We start from the raw sequence: 21,230 nt of genomic DNA on the forward strand, positions 1-21,230 counted from the left end.
TCGCCAGGGCGCATAGTGGCATGGCGACCCGCCGGTTACCATGATTCTCCGCAAGAGGAGGTACGTCGTTTATGCCGACACCGCCAGCTCTCGCGCCTGCGGCAAGGCAAGACGCATGACGTCGCGGGCAATCATTAGCTCTTCATTGGTGTTGATCACCGCGACTTTGACCAGCGCGTTATCCGCCTGAATAAAGGTCGCGCTCCGCTGGTTTTTCTCGTCGTCCAGCGCGAGGCCGAGAAAGTGCAAATTGCGGCAGATCGTCGCCCGCGCCCGGGCGGAATTCTCGCCAATGCCGCCGGTAAAGATCAGCGCATCCAGGCCCCCCATCTGCATGATATAGCTGCCGATAGTTGCGCGAATGCGTTCGGCAAACAGCGACAGTGCCAGAGCTGCGCGTTCATTGCCGGCGTCGGCTGCCTGTTCGACGTCGCGGTAGTCAGAGGACACACCGGAGACGCCAAGCAGCCCGGATTCATTATTCAGCAGCTGGCTGAGCTGCTGGGCGGATTTCCCTTCTTTCTCCACCAGCCAGGGAAGAATCGACGGGTCGATATCGCCGCTGCGGGTGCCCATCATCACCCCGGACTGGGGGGTAAAGCCCATTGAGGTATTCACCGACTGCCCGCCTTTGATGGCGCAGACGCTGCAGCCATTGCCCAGGTGGCAGCTCACTACCCGCAGGGCGCTCAGCGGTACGCCCAGCTTTTCCGCCAGCGCACTGCTGACATAGTGATGGCTGGTGCCGTGAAAACCGTAGCGCCGAATGCCCAGCTCGGCGTAATAGCGCCAGGGCAGGGGATAGAGCCAGGCCTCCGGCGTCAGGGTCTGGTGAAAGGCGGTATCAAAGACCGCCACCGCCGGTACCGCCGGCAGCCGCTGGCGAAAGAGACGAATGCCCAGCGCATTGACCGGGTTATGCAGCGGCGCCAGCTCCGCCAGGCGTTCGATCTCCCGCAGGGTGTCGTCGCAGACCAGCGCGGCGTCTTTGAAGCGTTCGCCGCCGTGGGCGACGCGGTGGCCAACGCCGTCTATCTCCTGCAGGCTGCTCAGGATACCGCGGCCGGTCAGCGCCTCCAGCAGCAGGGTCACGGCCTCGTGGTGATCGGCGATGGGCAGCGTCTCCTGCCATTTCTGCGCCGGCGTTTTCAGCGTAAAGCGGGCCTCGGGCAGGCCGATACGTTCGATCAATCCCTGGCAGAGCAGCGCTCCCTGCGGCATGTTAAGCAACTGAAACTTCAGGGAAGAGCTGCCGGCATTAATCGCCATGATTTTATAGGTCATTGATGTTCCTCTGCATTCAGGCAGGCGAGCAGGTCGTCAAGCCCGTCGCCGGTTAACGCGCTGGTGATAAAGATATGTTCGGCGCCCGCCGCGTCGAGCCATGCCCGGACCTGTTCCAGACGGGGCGGGGCGGCCAAATCGGCTTTGGTGATCACCCCGATAACCGGGCGGTTCATCGGGGCGGTAAACCCCGGAGAAAAGGGTGACCAGGGCGCATCGGCATTCAGTACCAGCGCGATGACATCGGCCTCGCAGGCGCTGGTGAGCAGCGCGCTGTACAGGCAGCGGTTTTCCAGATATTCCCCTGGGGTGTCGATCGCGGCCGGCGTCCAGACGATGGCCTGCGTTTTCTGATAACGCAGCGTTTCGCCACGCAATACCTGGGTCAGCGAGGTTTTGCCGCACTGACTGGGTCCGATAAGCATCAGGCGCTTCATGGGCTCAGGTCCGGGTGATCGGGCAGGCGGTGAAGCGCATCAACTCGCCGAGCGTGCGCGTAACCTGCTTTAGCGCGTACTCCACGGCGGAGACATCGCCGGTTAACACCACCGCGCCGGTGAAGCGATCGAGAAAGCCGATCTCCACCGCGCCGGACTTAGTGGCGATGTCACAGGCGATGATCGACGCCTCACTGGGGGTAATGGTGAGAATGCCGATAGCGGAGACCGCGTCCGGCAGGCCCAGCTTTTTGAACAGGTCTTTGCCCGGATTGGCGATGAGGTGTGCCAGAGTGACCTGTTTGCCCGGGACATACTCCTGGATCATGCGTTCGGTAGGGGGTTGCGGTTCCATTATCCCTCCATCAGCTGTTGCCACAGCGCGTCGTGCGGTCGCGGGATCACTGCCCGGTAAACCAGCAATCCTTTCTCGCCTGCACTGTCGCTGGCCACCGTGACGGCGTTGTCGACATCGGCGATATCGCCAGCCACCACCATGTAGCACTTGCCGCCGATACCAAACGCCATATGGATGCGCACCAGGGTGACGTTGGCCGCTTTCACCGCACGGTCGGCGGCGCTGATGCACGCCGCCACGCTCCAGGTTTCGACGATCCCCGCTGCCTGCCGCTGCTCGACCACGTTGAGTCCGCTGATCGCCGGCAGTACGCTGGGGTGAATGTTGGCCAGCACCAGGCTGTCCACCAGCATCTCCCCGGCGCGCGCCGTGCCGGCGGCGATTGCCTGCTGCACGGCGCCGACGTCGCCGCCCAGCATCAGCAGGAATTTTCCGGGGCAAAGGGTTCTGCAAAGCAGGAGCTGTACGTTCGCGCTTTTTAGCATGACGTCGCCCAGCTCCATCCCCCTGGCGATGCTGGTTAGTTCTAAAATTCCGATAGCCTGGGTCATGATTAACCTCTTACAAGCGTAATGGCCTGCTCCGTGATGGCGGAGACCTGGCCGTCAATACTGGCGTGTACCGGCGCACCGAGGGCGTCGGCAGGGATGTCTGCCAGCAGCTGGCCGCGCGTGACTCGCTCTCCCGGTGCGACGCAGGGAATGGCGCTGATGCCGATATGCTGGCGCAGCGGCAGGGTGACGCAGCCCACCTCCGGCTCCACCGCCGTCAGCGGCGCCTCCTGATACCAGGGATCAAGCCCCAGTTTGCTGATGAGCCGTTTGACCGGCACCAGGCGGTGTTTCGCCATCTCGTCCGCCGGACGCAGCAGGCCTTCGTAGCGCAGGTTTTTCGCCCTCAGCTCACGTTTCAGCAGACGGTTGATGCGCATGGGGGAAATCCCCACCGGGCAGGCGACGCTCTCGCAAACGTTGCACTCCGAACAGGTCAGGGCGCTGAGCAGCAGCGACGGGGTGGCCGCCTGGCGATAGTTCACCGCCCGCACCAGCAGATGAGGGGAAAGCTCATGGCCGATCAGGTGCCGGGGGCATAAATCTGTGCATAAACGGCACTGTTCACAGACGGTACGGGCGATGGCGAGCAGCGTTCGCTCATCCTGCCGCCGTCGCTGGATCAGTAGGTGGTTGCCCGGGAGCACCAGCAGGCCGCCGGTGGTTTTGGTGACTGGTGTCTCCAGGGAGGTCATAAGCGAGCCCATCATCGGACCGCCGTTGATAAAGCCCGGATCGGCAACCGTCGCGCCGCCGGCCAGATCCAGCACCTCGCGCAACGATATGCCCAGCGGTACGGTCAGTGTCAGCGGACGGGCGACAGCGCCATTGACGGTCAACGTCCGGCGGGTCACCGGATAGCCCTGCTCCACGGCTCTGGCGATATTCAGCACCGTCTGCACGTTATTGACCACTACGCCGACGCTGACCGGCAGCGCGGCAGGCGGCACGCGACGACCCGTCGCCAGCCAGATAGTGAGCACCTCATCCCCGGCCGGATAGACGTCAGGCAGAATATGCAGCCGGGCCCATTCCGGGAGGCGCGGGGTTAACGCCGCAATCGCCGGAGCATATTTCGCCTTCAGGGCAATGATCCCTTCCCGGGCGCCGGTGGCGGTCATTGCGTAACCCAGGCCGCGAATCAGTCGGTCAGCCTGCTGCGCCATCAGCTGTTGATCAACCTTCAGCATCGGTTCGCATTCGGCGGCGTTCACCAGCACGGTATCTACCCGGGCCTGCAGTTTGATGTGGGTCGGAAAGCCCGCCCCACCGGCGCCCACCACGCCGGCGGCCCGGACGCGCTCGCGGATCTCCGCCGCGTCAATGTCTGGTAGTGGCACTATCGCTTCACTCATTGCAGGCTCTCCAGCAGTCGCGCGATGGCCTCACCATCGACCGGGCGCGGGTTGGTGCGCAGGGTGGCGTCGGCCAGCGCGGCCGGCACCATGGCGGGAATTCGCGATAAGAAAAGGGGATATTTTTCCTGCAAGGCGCCCTTGAGGGTGGGAATGGCGCACTGCTGTTTCAGTGTTTCCACCGCGGCAATCAGCGCCTGGAGAGCCTCCTGTTCGCCAGCTTCCGGCGGGCAGAACCGGCAGGCCCTGGCCAGGCGCGCATAGCGCTTCGCCGCTCGCGGCTCGCCGGCGTTGAAGCGGATCACCGCGGTCAGCAGCAGCGCGTTGGCCAGGCCATGGGGGAGGTGAAACTGGCCGCCAAGCTGATGGGCGATAGCATGATTGAGCCCGAGGCCAGCCTGGCTAAAGGCCATGCCGGCAAGGGTTGAGGCATTGTGCATTTTACTGCGGGTCGCGACGCAGTCGCCCTGGCGAACCGCAACGGGCAGGGCGCGAAATACCAGCCTGGCGGCTTTTTCCGCCAGCGCATCGGTAAAATCGGTGGCCTGCGGCGATACCCATGCCTCAAGGGCGTGGGTCAGGACGTCCAGTCCGGTATGGGCCGTGATGGTGGGCGGTACGCTGACCACCAGCACCGGGTCAAGGATCGCCATATCGGGACAGAGTGCCTCATGGAACAGCGGGTATTTGATCCCTTTTTCCGGATCGCTGATGACGCAGGCGCTGGTCACTTCCGACCCGGTACCGCTGGTGGTGGGGATCGCCACGCAGGTGTCGACAGGCAGCCCGCCCTGCTGGCTGAACCAGACGATCGCCTTGGCGGCGTCCATCGCCGAGCCGCCGCCGAAGCCGATCACCACCTGCGGACGCAGGGCCTGCATCTGCGCTATCCCTTTCGCCACGGTGTGAATGGTCGGATCCGGTGTAATATCGCTGAACACGCTGACGCGGTTGCTGGCGGGCAGCGCGGCGCGCAGCCGCTCGAACAGCGGCGATCGTGCCAGGAAGCCGTCGCAGACGATCCAGATGTGCTGATGGCTAAAACGCTGCAGCGCGGCCAGGCTGCCCGGGCCGCTATAGAGGCGCGTTTGCAAAGAAAAGGTGTGCATGGCGCCCCCGGTTAGCGAATGGAAAAACCGTTGGTCAACACGCAGCGCCGCAGGCGGGCGAACGTCCGCGCGGAGGTGGTGCCTTCCCCGGTTGGCGTGGCGATGGTGAAGGTGGTAAACCCTTCGCCGCCGACGCCGATTCCCGCGTAAGACGGGCCATTTTTGACAAAAATGGAGGTCTGCAGCGTGCGTGCCGCCAGATTGAGCCGCGAAACATTCTGCGAGTGCATGATAGCGGTGTGGTGCAGACCCTCCTCAACGCGCAGCGCCAGCGCCAGGGCACTGTCAAAATCGGCGACCCGGACGATCGGCAGCACCGGCATCAGTTGCTCGCAGGTCACCCAGCGGTCGTTCGCCTCCACCTCGGCTATCAGCAGGCGAGGGAGGCGGGGCGGAACGGCGAGACCGGCGGTCGCCAGCAGCGCAGCCGGACTTTTACCGACCAGTTTTTTATTCGCCGCGCCGTCGGGCAGGCAGACGGCGCGCAGGGTATCGGTCTCCTGCGGGCTCAACAACAGCGCGTCAAAATCCTGCAGTTGCTGGATCAGGCGGTCAGCGACGGAGGCGACGACGATCAGGCTTTTTTCGGCGATACAGGGCAGGTTGTAATCGAAGGCGGCGCCGCTGATGATATCTTCGGCGGCTTTGACGAGATCGGCCGTTTCATCAACGATGCACGGTGGATTGCCAGCGCCAGCGCCGATCACTTTTTTTCCGCTTTTCATCCCCATCGCCACAATGCCAGGGCCACCGGTGATAGCCAGAACGGCGATCTGCGGGTGGGCCATCATCTGTTGGGTGGCCTCAAAGGTCGGCTCGGCGACGGTTACCACCAGGTTACGGATCCCGCTGCAGCGGTAGGCGATGTCTTCGATCCTGGCAATAAGCTTTAACGAGACCTTTTTCGCGCCTGGATGAGGGCTGAAATAGACGCTGTTGCCCGCCGCCAGCATACTGATACTGTTATTGATAATGGTTTCTGTTGGGTTGGTGCTGGGCGCCACGGCGCCAATGACGCCAAACGGCGAGTACTCAAACAGCACCATCCCGCCATCGCCGGTGAGGGCGCTGGTGGTGAGATCCTCAATGCCCGGCGTGTTTTCAAGCGCGGCTTTATTTTTCAGATATTTATCTTCTTTGTTGCCCATGCCGGTCTCCGTGGCGCTCTCCTCCGCCAGCGTCGCCAGCTCGGGGGCCAGCGTCTCCCGCAGGGCGCTGATAATGGCGCTGCGGGTTTTTAGCGGACACTGCTGATAGCGCAGAAAAGCCTGATGGGCGGCGCCGATGGCGCTGCCGACGTCGCGGAAAATGCCCTGCTCTTGCTGAGGGACAGGAGGCGTCGGCGCGAGCTTTTCGCTGAGAATGGTGCGGATAAGGGTTTCCAGTTCTGCTGTATTCATTGATGTGTTCTCACGTTAATGGCCGCAATGGCAGCCTGTGCAATAGCCATATCCTGCTCGACGCTGCCGCCGCTAATCCCGAGGCCGGCTATTAGCTCACCATCGCGCCACAGCGGATATCCGCCGCCAAAGGTGACGACTTTGCCCTGCAGATGGCTCTCCAGACCGTACAGCGCAGCGCCTGGCTGTACGGTCGTCGCGAGCTCGTGGGTGGCGGTTTTCATGGCGACGGCGGTCCAGGCTTTTTTGGGCGCCAGCTCGCTGCTGACCAGCAGCGCATCGGGCATTCGCCAGGCCACGGTTTCGGTACCGTGTGCGTCAACGATGCTGACCACCACCGGCACCTGCAGCTGGCGGGCGTGTTCGATGGCCTGACGGGTGAGTTGATGCAGCTCGTGAAAGGAGAGTGACCCGGCCTGGGCTTTGGGCGCGTCGGACGCAGGCGACCCGCTGGCGGCCAGGTAGCGGGCCGCGATCTCCGCCACGAGGCGGCGCTGGTGATCGGCCTGATCCTCGCTGCGCGCCAGGGCATACAGGCAGTCAGATAAGCGGTTCAGATAACGCAGCAGTATCTGACGGATAGTAACCTCTGCCGCCAGCTCGACCAGCCGACGCTCCGCCCGACGGGAAACGGTGCGGGCCAGGTGCAGAAGACTGGCGGCTTCGCAGCGTCCGGGCAACACAAACTGGTGCAGCGCCGGCACGCGGGCCATCTCGCGATCGATGGTCTGCTCCAGCAGGGCAATCTCTTCGCTGCTGATATAGCGCTGACCCGGTGATGGCTGTTCGCTGTCGCTGGCGAGCTCCGCGCTGAACCAGAAAATATGCTGCTGCAGGGCTTCGAGCAGGACGCGATGTTCCTCTTCAGCGACGGCGCAGACGCACAGGCTCAGCACCGCGTTCAGTTCATCCAGGGTGCCGTAGGCTTCGACGCGCGGATGCGTCTTGCTGACCCTCTGGCCGGTAAAGAGTGATGTACTGCCGGCATCGCCGGTTCGGGTATAGATAGCCACAGGCGCCCCCTTAGCGTGCAAGTGAGTCAACAATGCCCACAACGGCAAGATCGATGGCCTCATTCGGGCCGCTAAAGACGTGGCGTGCACTCGAGCCGCTGCAGAGCAGCACCAGCTCGCCGACGCCAGCGCCAACCGAATCTACCGCCACTTCATCGCCGCTCGCGGGCGGAAATGGATGTTCGTCGTCTGTGCTTACCCGGCGCACCAGCAGCAGTTTTTTGCCGTTCAGAGAGGGCGATTTTTGCGTCGAGACGACGGCGCCGGTCACGCGTGCCAGATGCATAGTTCACTCCTGCTTAATCAATTGAACATGCCGCGCGACGGCCGCTTCGCGGGCGAGGGCGGTGATAATGGGGTGGCGGCGCAGCACCAGATAACCTCCGTGGAGGCGGGCTACATCGGCGTAGGTGAGCACCGACGCGGCGTGAAGTCTGACGGGCTGGCCAAGCGGGTCGCTGAACGTCAGCGGCAAGCGGGCGAGTTTTTTTACCGCCAGCGCGGGGAGCAGGGCGGGAAGCAGCGTTAGCTGTACCCGAACGCCCCAGGCCATCGCCTCATGCAGTGCGCAACCGGCGGCCGCCAGCGCGCGCTGGCCGGTAAGCTGTTCCAGCAGCGGTAAATCCACCTGCACGATGCGCAGCGAAGCGTGCTGGCACAGCAGGCTGCGGATATCCGCTTCGCCGAGCTGGGCCACGCTGAGCGTGGCCGTACTCAGGGCGCGACGGCGCAGGCGGGCGGCGACCTCCTCGACGATACGCTGCAGCATCGCGTGGTTCATGGCTTCGTCACCAGCGTAGCCCAGGCCTGCGCAGCGTCAGCGCCTGCCGCATTGGCTTCGTCAGTATCGATGTGCATCTCAAGACGCATATCCGGGGCTACGCGGACCGCTACATTGTCGAAGATAAGCCGCCTGTCGCTACCTTCGATCGCCACCGCGACGCTATCGCCATGGGCGACGCGCAGGATCAACGCATCAAGCGGGGACATATGAATATGTCGTTGGGCGACGATCGTCCCGCTGCTCAGCTCCAGTTCGGCAAAGGGGCTTATCAGGCGGATCCCCGGCGTGTCCTGCAGATTGCCTGACATGCGCAGCGGCGCGGCGATACCGAGGGTCCGGGCGTCGGTGCGTGAGATTTCCACCTGGCTGGTCTGGCGCAAAGGGCCGAGCAGGCGCACGTTATTTAATCGTCCTTTGGGGCCAACCAGGGTCACCGTCTGCTCTGCAGCATACTGTCCGGGCTGCAGCAGCGCTTTTTTCGGCTGGATGGGCTGAGCGGGAAAAAGCCTGGCATAGTCCTCCGCCGCTAAATGGATATGGCGACTGGAGATACCGATTGGGATGGGACGCTGGCGCATCTCATCCAGCACTTTGTTGACTGTCGAAGCCAGCTGTTGTTTATCCATTACGCGTCACCTCGTTTACCGGCGTGCAGGCACTGCGAGCGGGGTTCGCCTTTTTGCCGTGGACAGTGCGGGTCCAGGCACAGGTTGCAGGTCACCTGCTCCGCAGGGCGGGGGAGGGTGTCTGCGGGATCTCTGCGCTCATCCATTACGGTGGCGTTCTCCTCTTCCTGAGCGGCGTCAGGCGTTGGTGAAGGCGCTTCGACGCGGGCTGGCAGCAGGCCTGCGCCGGGCCTGGCGATAACCTTCTGCGCCACCAGCCCCTGCTGCCGTTCGGCGAGTTCGGCCCCGGTCATCACCGCTGCCTGGACAGAGGCCACATCACCGGCGATCTTCACCACCATCCAGCCGGAGCCGTTGGTCTTTTCCAGGGCGAGCAGCGTGATGGCGGCCGCTTTCGCCATGGCGTCGGCGCAGGTGATGGCCAGGGCCAGGCCGCTGACCTCAAGTAATCCCAGTGATTGCTTCACGCGGTGCTCCTTCTTTCCAGGTCAGACGGATTTCGGCAGAATGGCCTCAACATCGCTGTGCGGACGTGGGATCACATGGCTGGACTTGACCTCGCCGACCACGCTGGCCGCCGCGCTCCCGGCGTCAACGGCGGCTTTGACCGCGCCGACGTCTCCGCGGACCATCACGGTAATCAGCCCGGAGCCAATTTTTTCGTAACCAATCAACTGCACGTTGGCGGATTTCACCATTGCATCAGCGGCTTCAATGGCGCCAACCAGGCCTTTCGTTTCAACCAGTCCTAGTGCGTTATTCATACTGTGTTCTCCTGTGGATTAAGCATTGCGATCCCGAAATGGGATCCCTTTGACGAGACGAGCCGCATTGTTGCCAGTGTTTCGCCGGGCCAGCCTGTCCTGGTGATACCTCAGCGAAAACAGCGGAGTTGATGCGGGTAAATTTTTGTAGTGCACGATGAGCTGTTCCCGGTCGCAGGCGATGCCCACCAGCAGCGGCGAACGCTGCGCCGCCTGCCAGGCGTGATGGACCAGATCGCCGCCGGTCCGCGGTTGCAGAACGAAAGGAATGCCTTCCTCTTCAATGCCCAGCAGGACATCGCGCCACTGTTCGCTGCATTCGTCAGTGACCGCAATGACGATGGCGGGGGTGACGAGGCTACTCTCCATGCGTACCCCCTTTTTGCCAGGCAAGGAGTAATCCGCTGGCGACCGCATTGCGCGGGCCTTCACTGCCGCGGATGTTGCCGCGCCCGGCAACCAGCCGGTAGTGCGCCAGCGCGTCGGTGACCAGCTGGGGGATCTCGAAATCGAGGGACGAGCCGCCCACCAGCACCACGAACGGGATGTCGCGAATGTTGCCGGTAGGGCTCACCTGGCGTAACGCCCGCAGGGCGTTAGTGACAAAGACGCGTGATTTGGCGCTACGGCGAATGGCGCGCACTTTCTCCAGCGGCAGATCGCCGGGCAGGGGAACCAGTTCATCCGGTTTCACCACGCAGACGCGGGCAAATACCGCCGGTGGTAAGGCCGACGGAAAAAACTGGACGCTGCCGTCTTCATGACGCAGATGAAACAGGCTTTCGACTTTCGCCAGCGGGTATTTTTTGATCTCTTCCGCCAGGTAGCGGTCCTCAAGCCCCAGCTCGCGGGCGATGATCATCGTGACCATATCGCCGGCGCCGGCCAGGTGAGTGGCGCTGATCTCCCCTTGCGCATTGATAATCGAGGCGTCGGTCGACCCGGCGCCCAGATCGAGGATCGCCAGCGGGCGCGTGGTGCCGGGAGTGGTGAGCGCCCCGAGAATGGCCGCTTCCGCCTCGGCGCCACCCACCTGAACCGCAATCTGCAGTTTGTGCTCAATTTCACGGGCGATCAGGGCCATCTGCAGGCGATCCGACTTGACCATCGAGGCGATACCCACCGCCTGCTCCAGCGAGAACTCACCTGCCAGGCCGCCGGTCACACTGACCGGCACCGCCGTATCAACGGCCAGCAGATCCTGAATGCGGATCTCCTGAGCTGGCTTATTGGTGAGCTCCGCCATGGTCTGGCGCACATGCTCAAGCATGCCGCCGATATTCGTGCCCGCTTCTCCCGCGACGTTGTCCAGTTTGCCGCAGCCGTCAACCGCCTTCATGATGGCTTCCGCCCCGGCGGCCACATCAACCTGTACGCTGCGCCCCTGAGCGATGAGCAGCAGATTCCCCGCCGGAATAGTGCGGGCCTTAACGTCACCGGAGGGGGTTTTCACCACTACGGCCGAACGATTACCAATCAGCGCCCGCGCCATTGGCACGATATTTTTGGTCTCCTCGGCGTTGAGATCGAAAACGGTCGCAATACCGTAGGGGTTGGAGAGCGTTTCGATGATCTTGCCGGGTAAAGCGACCTCGACCGCCGCCAGCATGCCAAGTGGAATACGGTCGATATGGTGAACTTCATCGATCACCGGCAGCGGTTGCTGTAGCCGGTTATTAACCAGCACGCCGTCATCCTGCTGCAAAATAATGCCGGTTATCTGATAGCCCGCCGCCGTTGCCGCATTGACCATCGCGGCGACATCGGCAAAGTCAAAGGCCGAGGAGACCACCAGAATATAGGGGGACTCCGCGGAGCAGGACAGCAGCGCCTCCGGTGTGATGGTGATACCGACCCCCAGTCCGACGCCGCCGGGTGTCTTCGGGTTGTGGCCGATCATGGTGGACTCGGTGATGATGGTTTCCGTAATGGTCTCCATCGCCACATCGCCAATGACCGGCGTGGCTTCGTTAATGCGAATAAGCGAGATATCGCTGACCTGAATGCCTGCCGCTTTTGCCGCCTGTGTTAGCGCCTCCTGAATACCGAACACATTACGTAATGTGCCTTTAATACCGGTGGTTTCAGCCAGCGCGCTGTGGCGGATGTTCAGCACACCTGCGTCATCGACCGTCGCCAGGGCGACCTCTGTCGATGAGTTGCCAATATCAATGCCAGCGATATAGCGCATGCTTGCCCCCTGTTAATCGTCGCCTTTCAGTTTCTTACGCTCGACGTACAGCCCGGCCGCTTCCCGAACAAAGGCGGCACAGATCCGGGCCTGGTAGCGATGCTCCAGGTCGTCAGCGATCGCCAGTAGCTCCGCCTGGGTGGAACGGTATGGGCGCAGGGCGTTGTAGATCTCAAGGATCCGGTCGTCGGGAACCGCGGTGAGCTCGGCGGCCCGCTCAAAGTTCATCGCCAGCCGATCGCGTCCCGCATCCTGAGCGATCGCCGCCTGCATGCGCAGCGTTTCCGGGGTGATGCGCATGTCCTGCGCCGTAACACGATCGCTTAATACGTTCTCCAGCGTCAGGTCATCGAGCGTTTTATTGGTAGCGGTTTTGACCCACTCCGGATGGCGGGTGGCTAACGGGTAGTCGCTGACTTTAGGCTGGCGAGCGGGGTCGTTTGTCGGCGCGGCTGGCGCGGGCGTTGCCCCGTCCTGTAGGCTGTTCATCCGGCTCAGCACGTCGCGTACCATGGATTCAATTGCGTCGGTATTCATCGGGATATCCTTTGTTAAAGCGCCACGCGCAGTTCCTGCGGGTTTTTGCCGGTCACTACGTATTTGGTCTCTTTAATGTGCAAAATGGCCGACTTCGCCTGGTATTTGGGACGAGCCATCTGATCGTTGAGCGTCGGCACCGGCTGCGGCGACTCGCGTTTGGCGTAGCGCGCGGCGTTTTTGCCAATCTGGCGGTAGGTTTCCAGGGTCAGCAGCGGCGCCTGCGGGAAGAGTTCCAGATTGGAAAGCGGCGGCAGGCCCCGTTGGTGGATGACGGTGGTGCCTTTCGACTGAATACCGATCGAGATGCCGGAGCCGCTCAGGCGGTTGCCTTCCACCGCCACGAAGGCGACGTCAGAAGATTTAAAGCAGCGGATCACCCGGGCTTTGATGCCTTCTTCCTCAATGCCGGCGATCACTTCGCGCAGGATATTTTTATGCGGAATGCCGACGATATTGGCGGTTTGCGCCAGGCCAAAGGCGGGCCCGACGGCAATGATGACTTCATCCTGCTGTGTACCGGGTGTGGCTTCGCCGATTTCCGTCAGGAAGCTGTCGCTGGACACAGGAGCAACAGCGGCCGACGCGACAGAAGCGGCAGGCGCGCTAAAGGAGACCGGCTTATCTGCGCCTGTTTTCATCTCCACCAGCACCTCTTCGATAATCTGGCGCAGCAGCGTTTCGTTAATTTCCATTTTTTACCCCTTAGCCAAGTTCATTGGGATCGAGCGCGCCCGGGATATTTTTAATCTCTTCCCAACGCTCGCCTTGCAGGCGGTAGCCTGTTGCCGGACCGGCATAATCGTTCACGTCATTCACGGCCGAGAGCACCTGGCCCTCGCCGACGATAATGGCGGAGGTGTGCAGGTAGTCGCCGGTGAGCTTGGCTTTCTGAATATTGAGCATGTCCTGGGCGATATCGGGGAAGCCGCCTTTCGCCAGGGCTTTCACCACCTCCAGGCCGTTGCGGTTCTTGTTGATGATCTCCTGGGCAAACTTGATGTCCTCGACGATATTGCGCTCCGGCATATCTTTTGAACCGTGGGCGTAGGTGGCGGCTTCCACCTCTTCATCCGTAATTGGCGGCAAACCCATGCCGGCAAATACCGCCTGCAGCGCGCGGGCGGCTTTATTACGAATGGCGATCACGTCCTCTTCACGCACTGGCCGCAGGCCACCATCGACCTTCAGATCGCGCTGGATCACGTTGTAGTCGTCGAAGTCTTCGGCATCTTCGTTGGAACCGGCGAACATGTTGTCGTAGTTCGGCACCGCCGAGTAACCGGAGGAGATAAAGTCGGTGCCTGGCAGGAACTGCATTAGCAGGCGCGCGGTACGCCGCATATCCGAGTGGGTAAAGGTTTGATCGTTACTGGAGGCGCACTCCAGATCCAGCGCTGAGCAAATCAGGTTTTCCGCCAGTACGGCGCGGATCCCCGACGGCACGGCGGACGGCACGCCGATACAGCTGACGGAGCCATTCTGCAGGCCTTGCACCCCGGCGGCTTTGGTGATGTAGATGCAGCGCGCTTCGAGATAAAGCATCGATTTGCCTTCGGCATAACCCATCTGCACTTCAGAGCCGGAGCCGGAGGTAAAGCGCATTTTCAGGCCGCGCGAGGCGTAGGAGGAGGCGAGGAAGCCTTTCGACCACGGGGTGTCATCACCATCGGTAAACACCGGTTCCGTACCGTAGACCGAAATAGTTTCGGCATAGCAGGTGTGGCCCAGCATGCCCAGTTTCAGCTCGGTGGCTTCTTCCAGGGAACACTGGGTGAGGACGCCGGGGCGGCCTACCTGTGAACCGACCAGCAGGGCGATGGCGTTGAATGGCGCGTAGCGCGCCACGGCGACGGTGGTCTCCTGCTCGTCAAAGCCGCGCCATGCGCCTTCAGCGGCGTCGGCGGCAATCTGTACCGGGTTATCTTTGATATTGGTGACATGCGCCTGCTGGGACGGCGTGCGGCGGGCGCGCATTTTTTGCATCGCCATCATCATCTCGACCACGTTCATATGCGACACCACTTCGACGATTTTCGCCGGGGTCATCGCGGTGGTGAGCGGCACGATGTCGCTGCGTTTAACGTTCGGGTCGCAGAGCATATTGGCGAGCTTGACCGAATCCATGGCCATCACTTCTTCGGCACGCGCCAGATTGATGCCGTAGCGCGCGATAAAGTGGTCAATCAGGTCGAACTGGTCAACCGGTTTGCCGTCGAGTTCGGTCACCGCGCCGTTGACGATGCGAATAGAGGGTTTGGGATCGTTAGGGCTTTCCATCGCGATAAAGCCCTCTTCGATCCACTCCTTAACGAAACCATCCTGATTCACAGGGCGTTTCGCCAGTGCTTCAAATCTTTTCGATCTCATGAATCAGCCTCGCGGGTATTAAATGTAGGAGGGGCGATCGTTTTTCGGTTCGGCGCCCAGCGTCCCCAGTACGGTTTTGCCGATCTCCCGGGCGGAGATCACCGCCTGGCGCACCGCGCCGGAGTCGCCGGAAATCACCAGGATGGCTTCGTTGCTGAAGCTGGTGCCGCGGGCCGGTGAGCTGTAAGCCACCACTTCGACGTTGGCTGATTTCAGCGCGGTATCGGCCATCAGCACCCCGACAGACGCCGGTGCGCCGACGATAATCCCGCAGGCGCGGCCCAGCGGGGCGCCGAAGGCTTTTTCAAGGGCGTAGCTGGCGCGCGCGGTATACTGCAGCTCGATATGACCCGCCTCGTTGCCGTAAACATCGCCGAAGGTACGGTCCAGCTCTTTCAGCGCGACCTCAATCCCGCGTTTGACGTCGGAAACATCGTTCCCGCCCAGCACAATCAGCGAGCCATGGCCGGCGCCGCCTTTGGTGTCGCGTGGAAGTTCGATGCTGACCACTTCGGTGTTGGTGGCTTTGACCGCTTCATCGGCGGCCATAATGTGCGGCCCGGCGCCGGTGCGAGCGCCGAGGATGCCGATAGAGCGATAGCGTTTTTCAAGCTTCATGGCTTCCAGCAATGCGGCATCCACGTTGGCGATGACCAGCCCGAGGGTGTCGCCAATGGCGGTCCCGACAAATTCCGTTAAGCTGCAGCTTTTCTCTGCCATAGCCGTCTCTCCTGTGGGATGGGGGGTATCGGGAAGCGCCTGCTGCTCTGGTGTCGCCACACGGGCTATGACTTGCGCCATGATCTGTTCAACCAGCTCATTGCTGCTCATTGGCTATTCCCCTTCGGTAAGATTTTTTCAACATCGATATGGGGGCGGGGAATGACGTGTACGGCTTTCACCTCGCCCACGTGGCGGGCTGCGGCGGCACCGGCGTCGGTAGCGGCTTTAACTGCCCCCACGTCGCCACGCACGATAACGGTCACCAGACCTGAACCGATCCTTTCATAGCCAACTAATAAGACGTTAGCCGACTTAACCATTGCGTCAGCGGCCTCTATGGCTGCGGTTAAGCCTTTGGTTTCTACCATTCCTAATGCTTCTTGTTGCATAAAGACCTCGCAGGGTATGTTCCAGTGAGAGAACTATATGGCGGGGCGGCGAAAAAGAATGGCTGAGTTGATAGTGTAGAGCGAAAAAATAGTGGTTTTTATATAATAATAAATAGTCATGGTTTGTTTTATATTGTTGTTTTTATTGGTTTTTATTTTAATTATTAATGTGATTATCTTGCGGGTGCTGTTCCGTATTTACATTTTTAGGCGTGATTTTTTAAATTATTTTTGCTATGCGATATTTTGCGTGGTGTGATATTTGTTGGAAAATAAGTACTGCGCTTTTGCAATTTTTTATTATTGAGTTGGAAATAAAAATATCCCCTGAACGCCCGCCATTGCTGTATGGATTCGCGAGCAAATAGCAATAAATTGCTCTTCTTCAGCGATTTTACGCTGCCCGTTTTCAGCAGGATGCCAACACTTTGCTGCCGCCGGTTTCTATAGTGGGCCTCGCCGTACCCAAGGCGCCAGCGGATGGTTGGCTGGCCTGGACACGAACTTCGTCAAGAGGTGTCACAATGAATGGTTCTTTACGTGCGCAATGTATCGCCGAGTTTTTAGGCACCGGGCTGTTTCTGTTTTTTGGTATCTGCTGCCTGAGCGCTCTGAAGCTGGCTGGCGCCAGCCTGGGGCTGTGGGAGATCTGTATTATCTGGGGACTGGGTATTTCTCTGGCGGTTTACCTGACGGCCGGCATTTCGGGGGGGCATCTGAACCCCGCGGTCACCGTCGCCCTGTGGTTGTTTGCCTGCTTCCCGGGCAGAAAAGTGTTGCCCTATATCGTGGCCCAGGTCGCCGGCGCGTTTAGCGGCGCCGTGTTAGCCTGGATACTTTACAGCACCCTGTTTACGCAATTTGAAACGGTGCATCACATGGTACGTGGCAGCCTGGAAAGCCTGCAGCTGGCCAGTATCTTCAGTACCTACCCGGCGCCTGAGCTCAGCATCTGGCATGCGGCGCTGGTGGAGGTGGTGATCACTTCAATGCTGATGGGGATGATCATGGCGCTCACCGATGATGGCAATGGCGTACCCAAGGGCCCGCTGGCACCGCTGTTGATTGGCATTCTGGTGGCGGTGATCGGCGCCTCGACCGGGCCGCTTACCGGCTTTGCGATGAACCCGGCGCGTGATTTTGGCCCGAAATTATTTGCCTGGCTCGCCGGGTGGGGAGACATCGCGATGACTGGCGGAAGGGATATTCCCTATTTTATCGTGCCCATCATCGCGCCATTGCTGGGCGCCTGCCTCGGCGCCGCAATTTATCGTTTTCTCATCGCCAATAATCTTCCCTGCCATACCTGCGTTGAGGAGAAAAATACGCGTTAGCATCCAGTGAAAAATGTATTACTGAAATAGCAAAACTATTTCATGAACCGATATCACGAACCGCTCAAAAAGTCTCCCCGGGTTGGGAGACTTTTGTTATTGTCAATGCACTTTTTTATCGTCGAAGGAATCTGATGCTAAAAAAGGTAAATATGAAAAATATGTTTTATTTATAACAAAAAATTAACTGAGGGGTTTTATCATGATTTCTGCGAGTACCCTGAACTCAGAACTCATCAATAAAATCGCACAGGATTTTGCGCAAGCCACCAGTCTGGCGGTTGTGGTCGTCAATATTCACGGTGATGAGATTTCTGAACTGTTTAATTTCACGCCGTTTTGCCAACTCATGCGTCAGCACCCGGAGCGCAGCGGACGCTGTCGCATGAGCGACCGCTGCGGCGGGCTGGAAGCCTCGAAAAATGACCAGCTGTGTATCTACCGCTGTCACGCGGGGTTAACCGATTTTTCCATCCCGCTGGTGATCGCCGGCCACCTCGTTGGCTTCGTGCTATGCGGCCAGGTGCGTCTGAGCAATGATATTGAACTGGTTGATATTCTGAACGTGGATGACCGCTGGCAGGACGATCCGGCGCTGGTCCAGGCGTTTCGCGATGTGCCTGAAATGGACTATTCGCGGGTTATCGCCTCGGCGGATCTGCTGAAGCTGATCGTCGAAAATTGCCTGAAAAAACAGCTCAACTTTGTGGTTATCAAAGATAACCCGCCGCAGAACGACCCGGCGCAGGCCAGCCGGGCGGCCTCGCCGCACGATGGCAAAATGAAGAAGGCGCTGCGCTATATCGACGCGCATCTCTCCGATGAGCTGCGTCTGGAGGACGTGGCGGCGCATGTCTATCTCAGCCCGTACTACTTCAGCAAACTGTTTAAAAAGTATCAGGGGATCGGCTTTAACGCCTGGGTCAATCAGCAGCGGATGGCGAGCGCAAAAGAGCTGCTATGCCACAGCGACTGGAGCATTGCCAGCATCGCGCGGAATTTAGGTTTTTCGCAAACCAGCTATTTTTGCAAAGTGTTTCGCCAGACCTATCAGGTCACGCCGCAGGCATTTCGTCAGCAAATTAATGCCGGATCACAAACTGAGTCTTTTTAAATGACAATATTTTGCTATTGCCGATTTTTGATATCCCGGAGTATCTTCATCATTATAAAATGAAAAAAACGACAGTAGAGCAATAAATTGTCATAGCGCAACAAAATAGTGATATTCGAGGGATAAACTACACCAGTTTTTATTTTTGTGATGGGATAGAGTGTCCGTTAATACGAGACTGATGAATATCACAACACCGCTTCACCTCGCTGACGTCATTTTGCAGGTGATGAGACGGTAAAAGTAAGCTTGAAACATTAATCGCGGATGCATGGCGCATCGGCGAATACAACCGACAGGTTCGACACCAGTTTGGTGTCAGGGAAGGGGGTGTAAATCCCCCGCAGCCCCCGCTGCTGTGATGCTGACGACCCCGCAAAAACCACTGATCGAAAGATTGGGAAGGGCGGGCGAGAACGAGGCTAAGCCAGAAGACCTGCCTGCCGGTAACTGACCAACAACTTCGGTGGGAAGTGGGTGGCTTAGCGGTGCGTGGTCGCAGGACCAGGCATGCGCGCAGCTATACCCCGACCACCTGAACAGGACAGGGTATGGCAACCAGGCATGCGTTTATTCTTGCGGGTACCGGCAGCGGTTGTGGCAAAACCACCGTTACGCTTGGCCTGCTCAGCTTGCTCAAACAGCGCGGTTTGCGGGTGCAACCCTGTAAGGTAGGGCCTGACTACCTGGACACCGCCTGGCATACCGCCATCAGCGGCATCGCCTCCCGCAATCTCGACAGCTTTATGCTTCCCTCCCCGATACTCAACGCGCTGTTTGCTGAACAACTGCAGCAGGCCGACATCGCGGTTATCGAAGGGGTGATGGGCCTGTATGACGGCTACGGCATCGACCCCAACTACTGCAGCAGCGCGGCGATGGCTAAACAGCTTGGTTGCCCGGTGATTTTGCTGGTGGATGGCAAAGCGGTGTCGACCTCCATCGCCGCCACGGTGATGGGCTTTCAACACTTTGATCCGGCCCTCAACATTGCTGGCGTTATCGTCAATCGGGTCAACAGCGACGCGCACTTCCAGCTGCTGAAAAGCGCCATTGAACGCTACTGTCAGGAGCCAGTGCTCGGCTATGTGCCGCGCGTGGAAGGCGTGGCGCTGCCCGAACGGCATCTGGGGCTGGTGACCGCCCGTGAGTCGGTGGTCAATCAGCAGGCATGGCGGGATTTTGCCAGCCTGCTGGGGCGCACCCTCGACATAGACCGGCTGCTGGCCCTCAGCGAACTGGCCGCCATGCCGGTCGGCGAGTGGGGGGAACAGCTTGCCGCCGACGCCGGCGAAGGACTGACGCTGGCCCTCGCTGACGATGAGGCCTTCAATTTTTATTACCCCGATAACCTGGCGCTGCTGGCGCGCTGCGGCGTGAAGATGGTGCGCTTTAGCCCGCTGCGCGATCGCCATCTGCCGGCCTGCCAGATGATCTGGCTCGGCGGCGGCTACCCGGAGCTGCATGCGGCCGGGCTGTCCGCCAACCACGAGATGCTGGCGCAGCTTCGCGCGGCGCACCGGCGCGGAGTGGCGATCTACGCCGAGTGCGGCGGCCTGATGTATCTGGGCACGACCCTGGAAGTCACCGGCGGCGAGCGCTACGCCATGGCGGATATTATTCCTGGACACAGCCGAATGGGGACGCGTCTGACCCGGTTCGGCTACTGCGAAGCGCAGGCGCAGCAGCAGACGCTGCTGGCCGCTCCTGGAGAGTGGCTGCGCGGCCATGAATTTCATTACTCCGATTTTTCTCCCGCCACCCCTGCCGTACTGGCCTGCCGTAAACAGCGAGACGGTAAGACACTCCAGCAGTGGCCGGGAGGATGGCAATCCGGCAGCGCGTTTGCCAGCTATCTCCATGTCCACTTTGCCCAGCGTCCCACCATGCTCAACCACTGGCTGCGAGCGGCAAGGAGGGCGCAATGACTCTCCTCGCCTGGTGTGTGGCCTGGATACTTGATGTGCTCATTGGCGATCCGCCGCACTGGCCGCATCCGGTGCGCTGGATAGGTCGCCTGATCACCGTCAGCCAGCGAGTAGTGCGGCGCGTCTGCCATAGCGACCGGGCGCTGCGCATCGGCGGCGGAGTGATGTGGCTGGTGGTGACCGGCCTGACGTGGGGCGTGGCCTGGGGCGTACTGGCGCTGGCGCACGGGATCCATCCCTGGCTGGGATGGCTGGTGGAGGTGTGGATGATCTTCACCGCGCTGGCGGGGCGCTGCCTGGCGCAGTCGGCGATGGCGGTGTCCCGGCCGCTGCAGGCCGGGGATCTCGCCGAAAGCCGGCATAAGCTCTCCTGGATTGTCGGGCGCGACACCTCTCAGCTCCAGCCAGCGCAGATCAACCGTGCGGTGGTGGAGACCGTGGCGGAAAACACGGTGGATGGCATTATCGCGCCGCTCTTTTTCCTGCTGCTGGGCGGCGCGCCGCTGGCCATGGCCTATAAAGCGGTCAACACCCTTGATTCCATGGTCGGCTATAAACACGAAAAATATCGGGCGATCGGCATGGTCAGCGCCCGTCTTGACGATGTGGCCAACTTCCTTCCCGCCCGGCTGAGCTGGCTGCTGCTCAGCCTTGCCGCAGTGCTATGCCGGGAAGATGGCGCCCGGGCGCTGCGGACAGGCTGGCGCGATCGCTATCAGCACAGCAGTCCTAACTGCGCCTGGCCGGAAGCGACCGTCGCCGGCGCGCTGGGGATCCGCCTTGGCGGCCCGAACGATTACTTCGGCCAGCGCGTTGAAAAGCCCTGGATAGGCGACGCCGTCCGCGACATCGCGGTGGACGATATTTCCCGAACCATTCGATTAATGTGGGTGGCGTCAACCCTGGCGCTGGCGCTATTTATCGGCGTGCGCTACTGGCTGGTCGGCGCGGCCTGAGGAGAAC

24 protein-coding genes and 1 riboswitch are annotated in these 21,230 nt (G+C 60.6%); of the genes, 4 read left to right on the forward strand and 20 right to left on the reverse strand.

Going from position 1 to position 21,230, the window contains the following annotated elements:
* Positions 1 to 69 precede the first annotated feature (69 nt).
* Genes CWM61_RS12400 through pduA form a run of 20 tightly spaced genes read right to left on the reverse strand, consistent with a single transcriptional unit; the run spans position 70 to position 15,891 of the window.
* Positions 70 to 1,284, reverse strand: coding sequence for an acetate/propionate family kinase (locus CWM61_RS12400; protein ID WP_100631310.1), 1,215 nt, complete (start codon positions 1,282 to 1,284; stop codon positions 70 to 72).
* Positions 1,281 to 1,721 carry a propanediol utilization protein PduV gene (pduV, locus tag CWM61_RS12405; protein WP_100631311.1) on the reverse strand — a complete coding sequence of 147 codons (441 nt, stop codon included), beginning with the start codon at positions 1,719 to 1,721 and terminating at the stop codon, positions 1,281 to 1,283. Before pduV ends, CWM61_RS12400 begins: the two co-directional genes overlap by 4 nt.
* 4 nt (positions 1,722 to 1,725) lie before the next feature.
* Positions 1,726 to 2,076: a propanediol utilization microcompartment protein PduU gene (gene pduU, locus CWM61_RS12410; RefSeq protein WP_074387672.1), complete on the reverse strand. Its 351-nt coding sequence runs from the start codon at positions 2,074 to 2,076 to the stop codon at positions 1,726 to 1,728.
* A complete protein-coding gene (gene pduT, locus CWM61_RS12415; RefSeq protein WP_023298168.1) occupies positions 2,076 to 2,630 on the reverse strand; it encodes a propanediol utilization microcompartment protein PduT in 555 nt (184 codons plus the stop codon). Before pduT ends, pduU begins: the two co-directional genes overlap by 1 nt.
* A 2-nt stretch (positions 2,631 to 2,632) precedes the next feature.
* Positions 2,633 to 3,985, reverse strand: a complete 1,353-nt coding sequence (locus CWM61_RS12420; protein WP_100631312.1) for a 4Fe-4S dicluster domain-containing protein — start codon at positions 3,983 to 3,985, stop codon at positions 2,633 to 2,635.
* Positions 3,982 to 5,094: a 1-propanol dehydrogenase PduQ gene (gene pduQ, locus CWM61_RS12425; RefSeq protein ID WP_074387674.1), complete on the reverse strand. Its 1,113-nt coding sequence runs from the start codon at positions 5,092 to 5,094 to the stop codon at positions 3,982 to 3,984. The genes CWM61_RS12420 and pduQ overlap by 4 nt, the downstream gene beginning before the upstream one ends.
* 11 nt (positions 5,095 to 5,105) lie before the next feature.
* Entirely contained in the window at positions 5,106 to 6,494 is a 1,389-nt protein-coding gene (gene pduP / locus CWM61_RS12430; RefSeq protein ID WP_100631313.1) for a CoA-acylating propionaldehyde dehydrogenase PduP, read from the reverse strand.
* A complete protein-coding gene (pduO, locus tag CWM61_RS12435) occupies positions 6,491 to 7,507 on the reverse strand; it encodes a two-domain cob(I)yrinic acid a,c-diamide adenosyltransferase PduO (protein ID WP_100631314.1) in 1,017 nt (338 codons plus the stop codon). The genes pduP and pduO overlap by 4 nt, the downstream gene beginning before the upstream one ends.
* Before the next feature lie 10 nt (positions 7,508 to 7,517).
* Positions 7,518 to 7,793: a EutN/CcmL family microcompartment protein gene (locus CWM61_RS12440; RefSeq protein ID WP_100631315.1), complete on the reverse strand. Its 276-nt coding sequence runs from the start codon at positions 7,791 to 7,793 to the stop codon at positions 7,518 to 7,520.
* Between the two features lie 3 nt (positions 7,794 to 7,796).
* Positions 7,797 to 8,288 carry a microcompartment protein PduM gene (pduM, locus tag CWM61_RS12445; RefSeq protein ID WP_074387677.1) on the reverse strand — a complete coding sequence of 164 codons (492 nt, stop codon included), beginning with the start codon at positions 8,286 to 8,288 and terminating at the stop codon, positions 7,797 to 7,799.
* Positions 8,285 to 8,917 (reverse strand): phosphate propanoyltransferase, encoded by a 633-nt coding sequence (locus tag CWM61_RS12450; RefSeq protein ID WP_012540670.1) that lies wholly within the window; start codon positions 8,915 to 8,917, stop codon positions 8,285 to 8,287. Before CWM61_RS12450 ends, pduM begins: the two co-directional genes overlap by 4 nt.
* Complete coding sequence (locus CWM61_RS12455) at positions 8,917 to 9,384, reverse strand: BMC domain-containing protein (RefSeq protein ID WP_074387678.1); 468 nt, start codon at positions 9,382 to 9,384, stop codon at positions 8,917 to 8,919. Before CWM61_RS12455 ends, CWM61_RS12450 begins: the two co-directional genes overlap by 1 nt.
* A 21-nt stretch (positions 9,385 to 9,405) precedes the next feature.
* Positions 9,406 to 9,681 carry a propanediol utilization microcompartment protein PduJ gene (gene pduJ, locus CWM61_RS12460; RefSeq protein ID WP_002915806.1) on the reverse strand — a complete coding sequence of 92 codons (276 nt, stop codon included), beginning with the start codon at positions 9,679 to 9,681 and terminating at the stop codon, positions 9,406 to 9,408.
* Between the two features lie 18 nt (positions 9,682 to 9,699).
* Positions 9,700 to 10,050 (reverse strand): glycerol dehydratase reactivase beta/small subunit family protein, encoded by a 351-nt coding sequence (locus tag CWM61_RS12465; protein WP_012540672.1) that lies wholly within the window; start codon positions 10,048 to 10,050, stop codon positions 9,700 to 9,702.
* Entirely contained in the window at positions 10,040 to 11,872 is a 1,833-nt protein-coding gene (locus CWM61_RS12470; protein ID WP_100631316.1) for a diol dehydratase reactivase subunit alpha, read from the reverse strand. The genes CWM61_RS12465 and CWM61_RS12470 overlap by 11 nt, the downstream gene beginning before the upstream one ends.
* Before the next feature lie 12 nt (positions 11,873 to 11,884).
* Positions 11,885 to 12,409, reverse strand: coding sequence for a propanediol dehydratase small subunit PduE (gene pduE, locus CWM61_RS12475; protein ID WP_100631317.1), 525 nt, complete (start codon positions 12,407 to 12,409; stop codon positions 11,885 to 11,887).
* Between the two features lie 14 nt (positions 12,410 to 12,423).
* On the reverse strand, positions 12,424 to 13,104 hold the full coding sequence (gene pduD / locus CWM61_RS12480; RefSeq protein ID WP_074387680.1) for a propanediol dehydratase medium subunit PduD: 681 nt from the start codon (positions 13,102 to 13,104) through the stop codon (positions 12,424 to 12,426).
* Positions 13,105 to 13,114: 10 nt separating this feature from the next.
* Positions 13,115 to 14,779, reverse strand: coding sequence for a propanediol dehydratase large subunit PduC (gene pduC, locus CWM61_RS12485; protein WP_074387681.1), 1,665 nt, complete (start codon positions 14,777 to 14,779; stop codon positions 13,115 to 13,117).
* A gap of 18 nt (positions 14,780 to 14,797) precedes the next feature.
* Complete coding sequence (gene pduB, locus CWM61_RS12490; RefSeq protein ID WP_100631318.1) at positions 14,798 to 15,610, reverse strand: propanediol utilization microcompartment protein PduB; 813 nt, start codon at positions 15,608 to 15,610, stop codon at positions 14,798 to 14,800.
* Positions 15,607 to 15,891, reverse strand: coding sequence for a propanediol utilization microcompartment protein PduA (pduA, locus tag CWM61_RS12495; protein ID WP_100631319.1), 285 nt, complete (start codon positions 15,889 to 15,891; stop codon positions 15,607 to 15,609). The genes pduB and pduA overlap by 4 nt, the downstream gene beginning before the upstream one ends.
* 524 nt (positions 15,892 to 16,415) lie before the next feature.
* On the opposite strand from pduA, the gene pduF reads away from it, so the two are divergent.
* The 4 genes from pduF to cbiB all read left to right on the forward strand — a co-directional run bounded on the left by pduF (position 16,416) and on the right by cbiB (position 21,223).
* Entirely contained in the window at positions 16,416 to 17,225 is an 810-nt protein-coding gene (pduF, locus tag CWM61_RS12500; RefSeq protein ID WP_100631320.1) for a propanediol diffusion facilitator PduF, read from the forward strand.
* A gap of 202 nt (positions 17,226 to 17,427) precedes the next feature.
* Positions 17,428 to 18,339, forward strand: coding sequence for a transcriptional regulator PocR (gene pocR / locus CWM61_RS12505; protein ID WP_100631321.1), 912 nt, complete (start codon positions 17,428 to 17,430; stop codon positions 18,337 to 18,339).
* Positions 18,340 to 18,619: 280 nt separating this feature from the next.
* Positions 18,620 to 18,798: riboswitch (cobalamin riboswitch) on the forward strand.
* Positions 18,799 to 18,890: 92 nt separating this feature from the next.
* Positions 18,891 to 20,267 (forward strand): cobyrinate a,c-diamide synthase, encoded by a 1,377-nt coding sequence (locus tag CWM61_RS12510; RefSeq protein WP_100631322.1) that lies wholly within the window; start codon positions 18,891 to 18,893, stop codon positions 20,265 to 20,267.
* Positions 20,264 to 21,223, forward strand: a complete 960-nt coding sequence (cbiB, locus tag CWM61_RS12515) for an adenosylcobinamide-phosphate synthase CbiB (RefSeq protein ID WP_074387684.1) — start codon at positions 20,264 to 20,266, stop codon at positions 21,221 to 21,223. The genes CWM61_RS12510 and cbiB overlap by 4 nt, the downstream gene beginning before the upstream one ends.
* Positions 21,224 to 21,230: the final 7 nt, after the last annotated feature.

Origin of the sequence: Klebsiella sp. K-Nf6, from assembly GCF_002806655.1 — a bacterium.
Classification (GTDB): Bacteria; Pseudomonadota; Gammaproteobacteria; order Enterobacterales; family Enterobacteriaceae; genus Klebsiella; species Klebsiella variicola.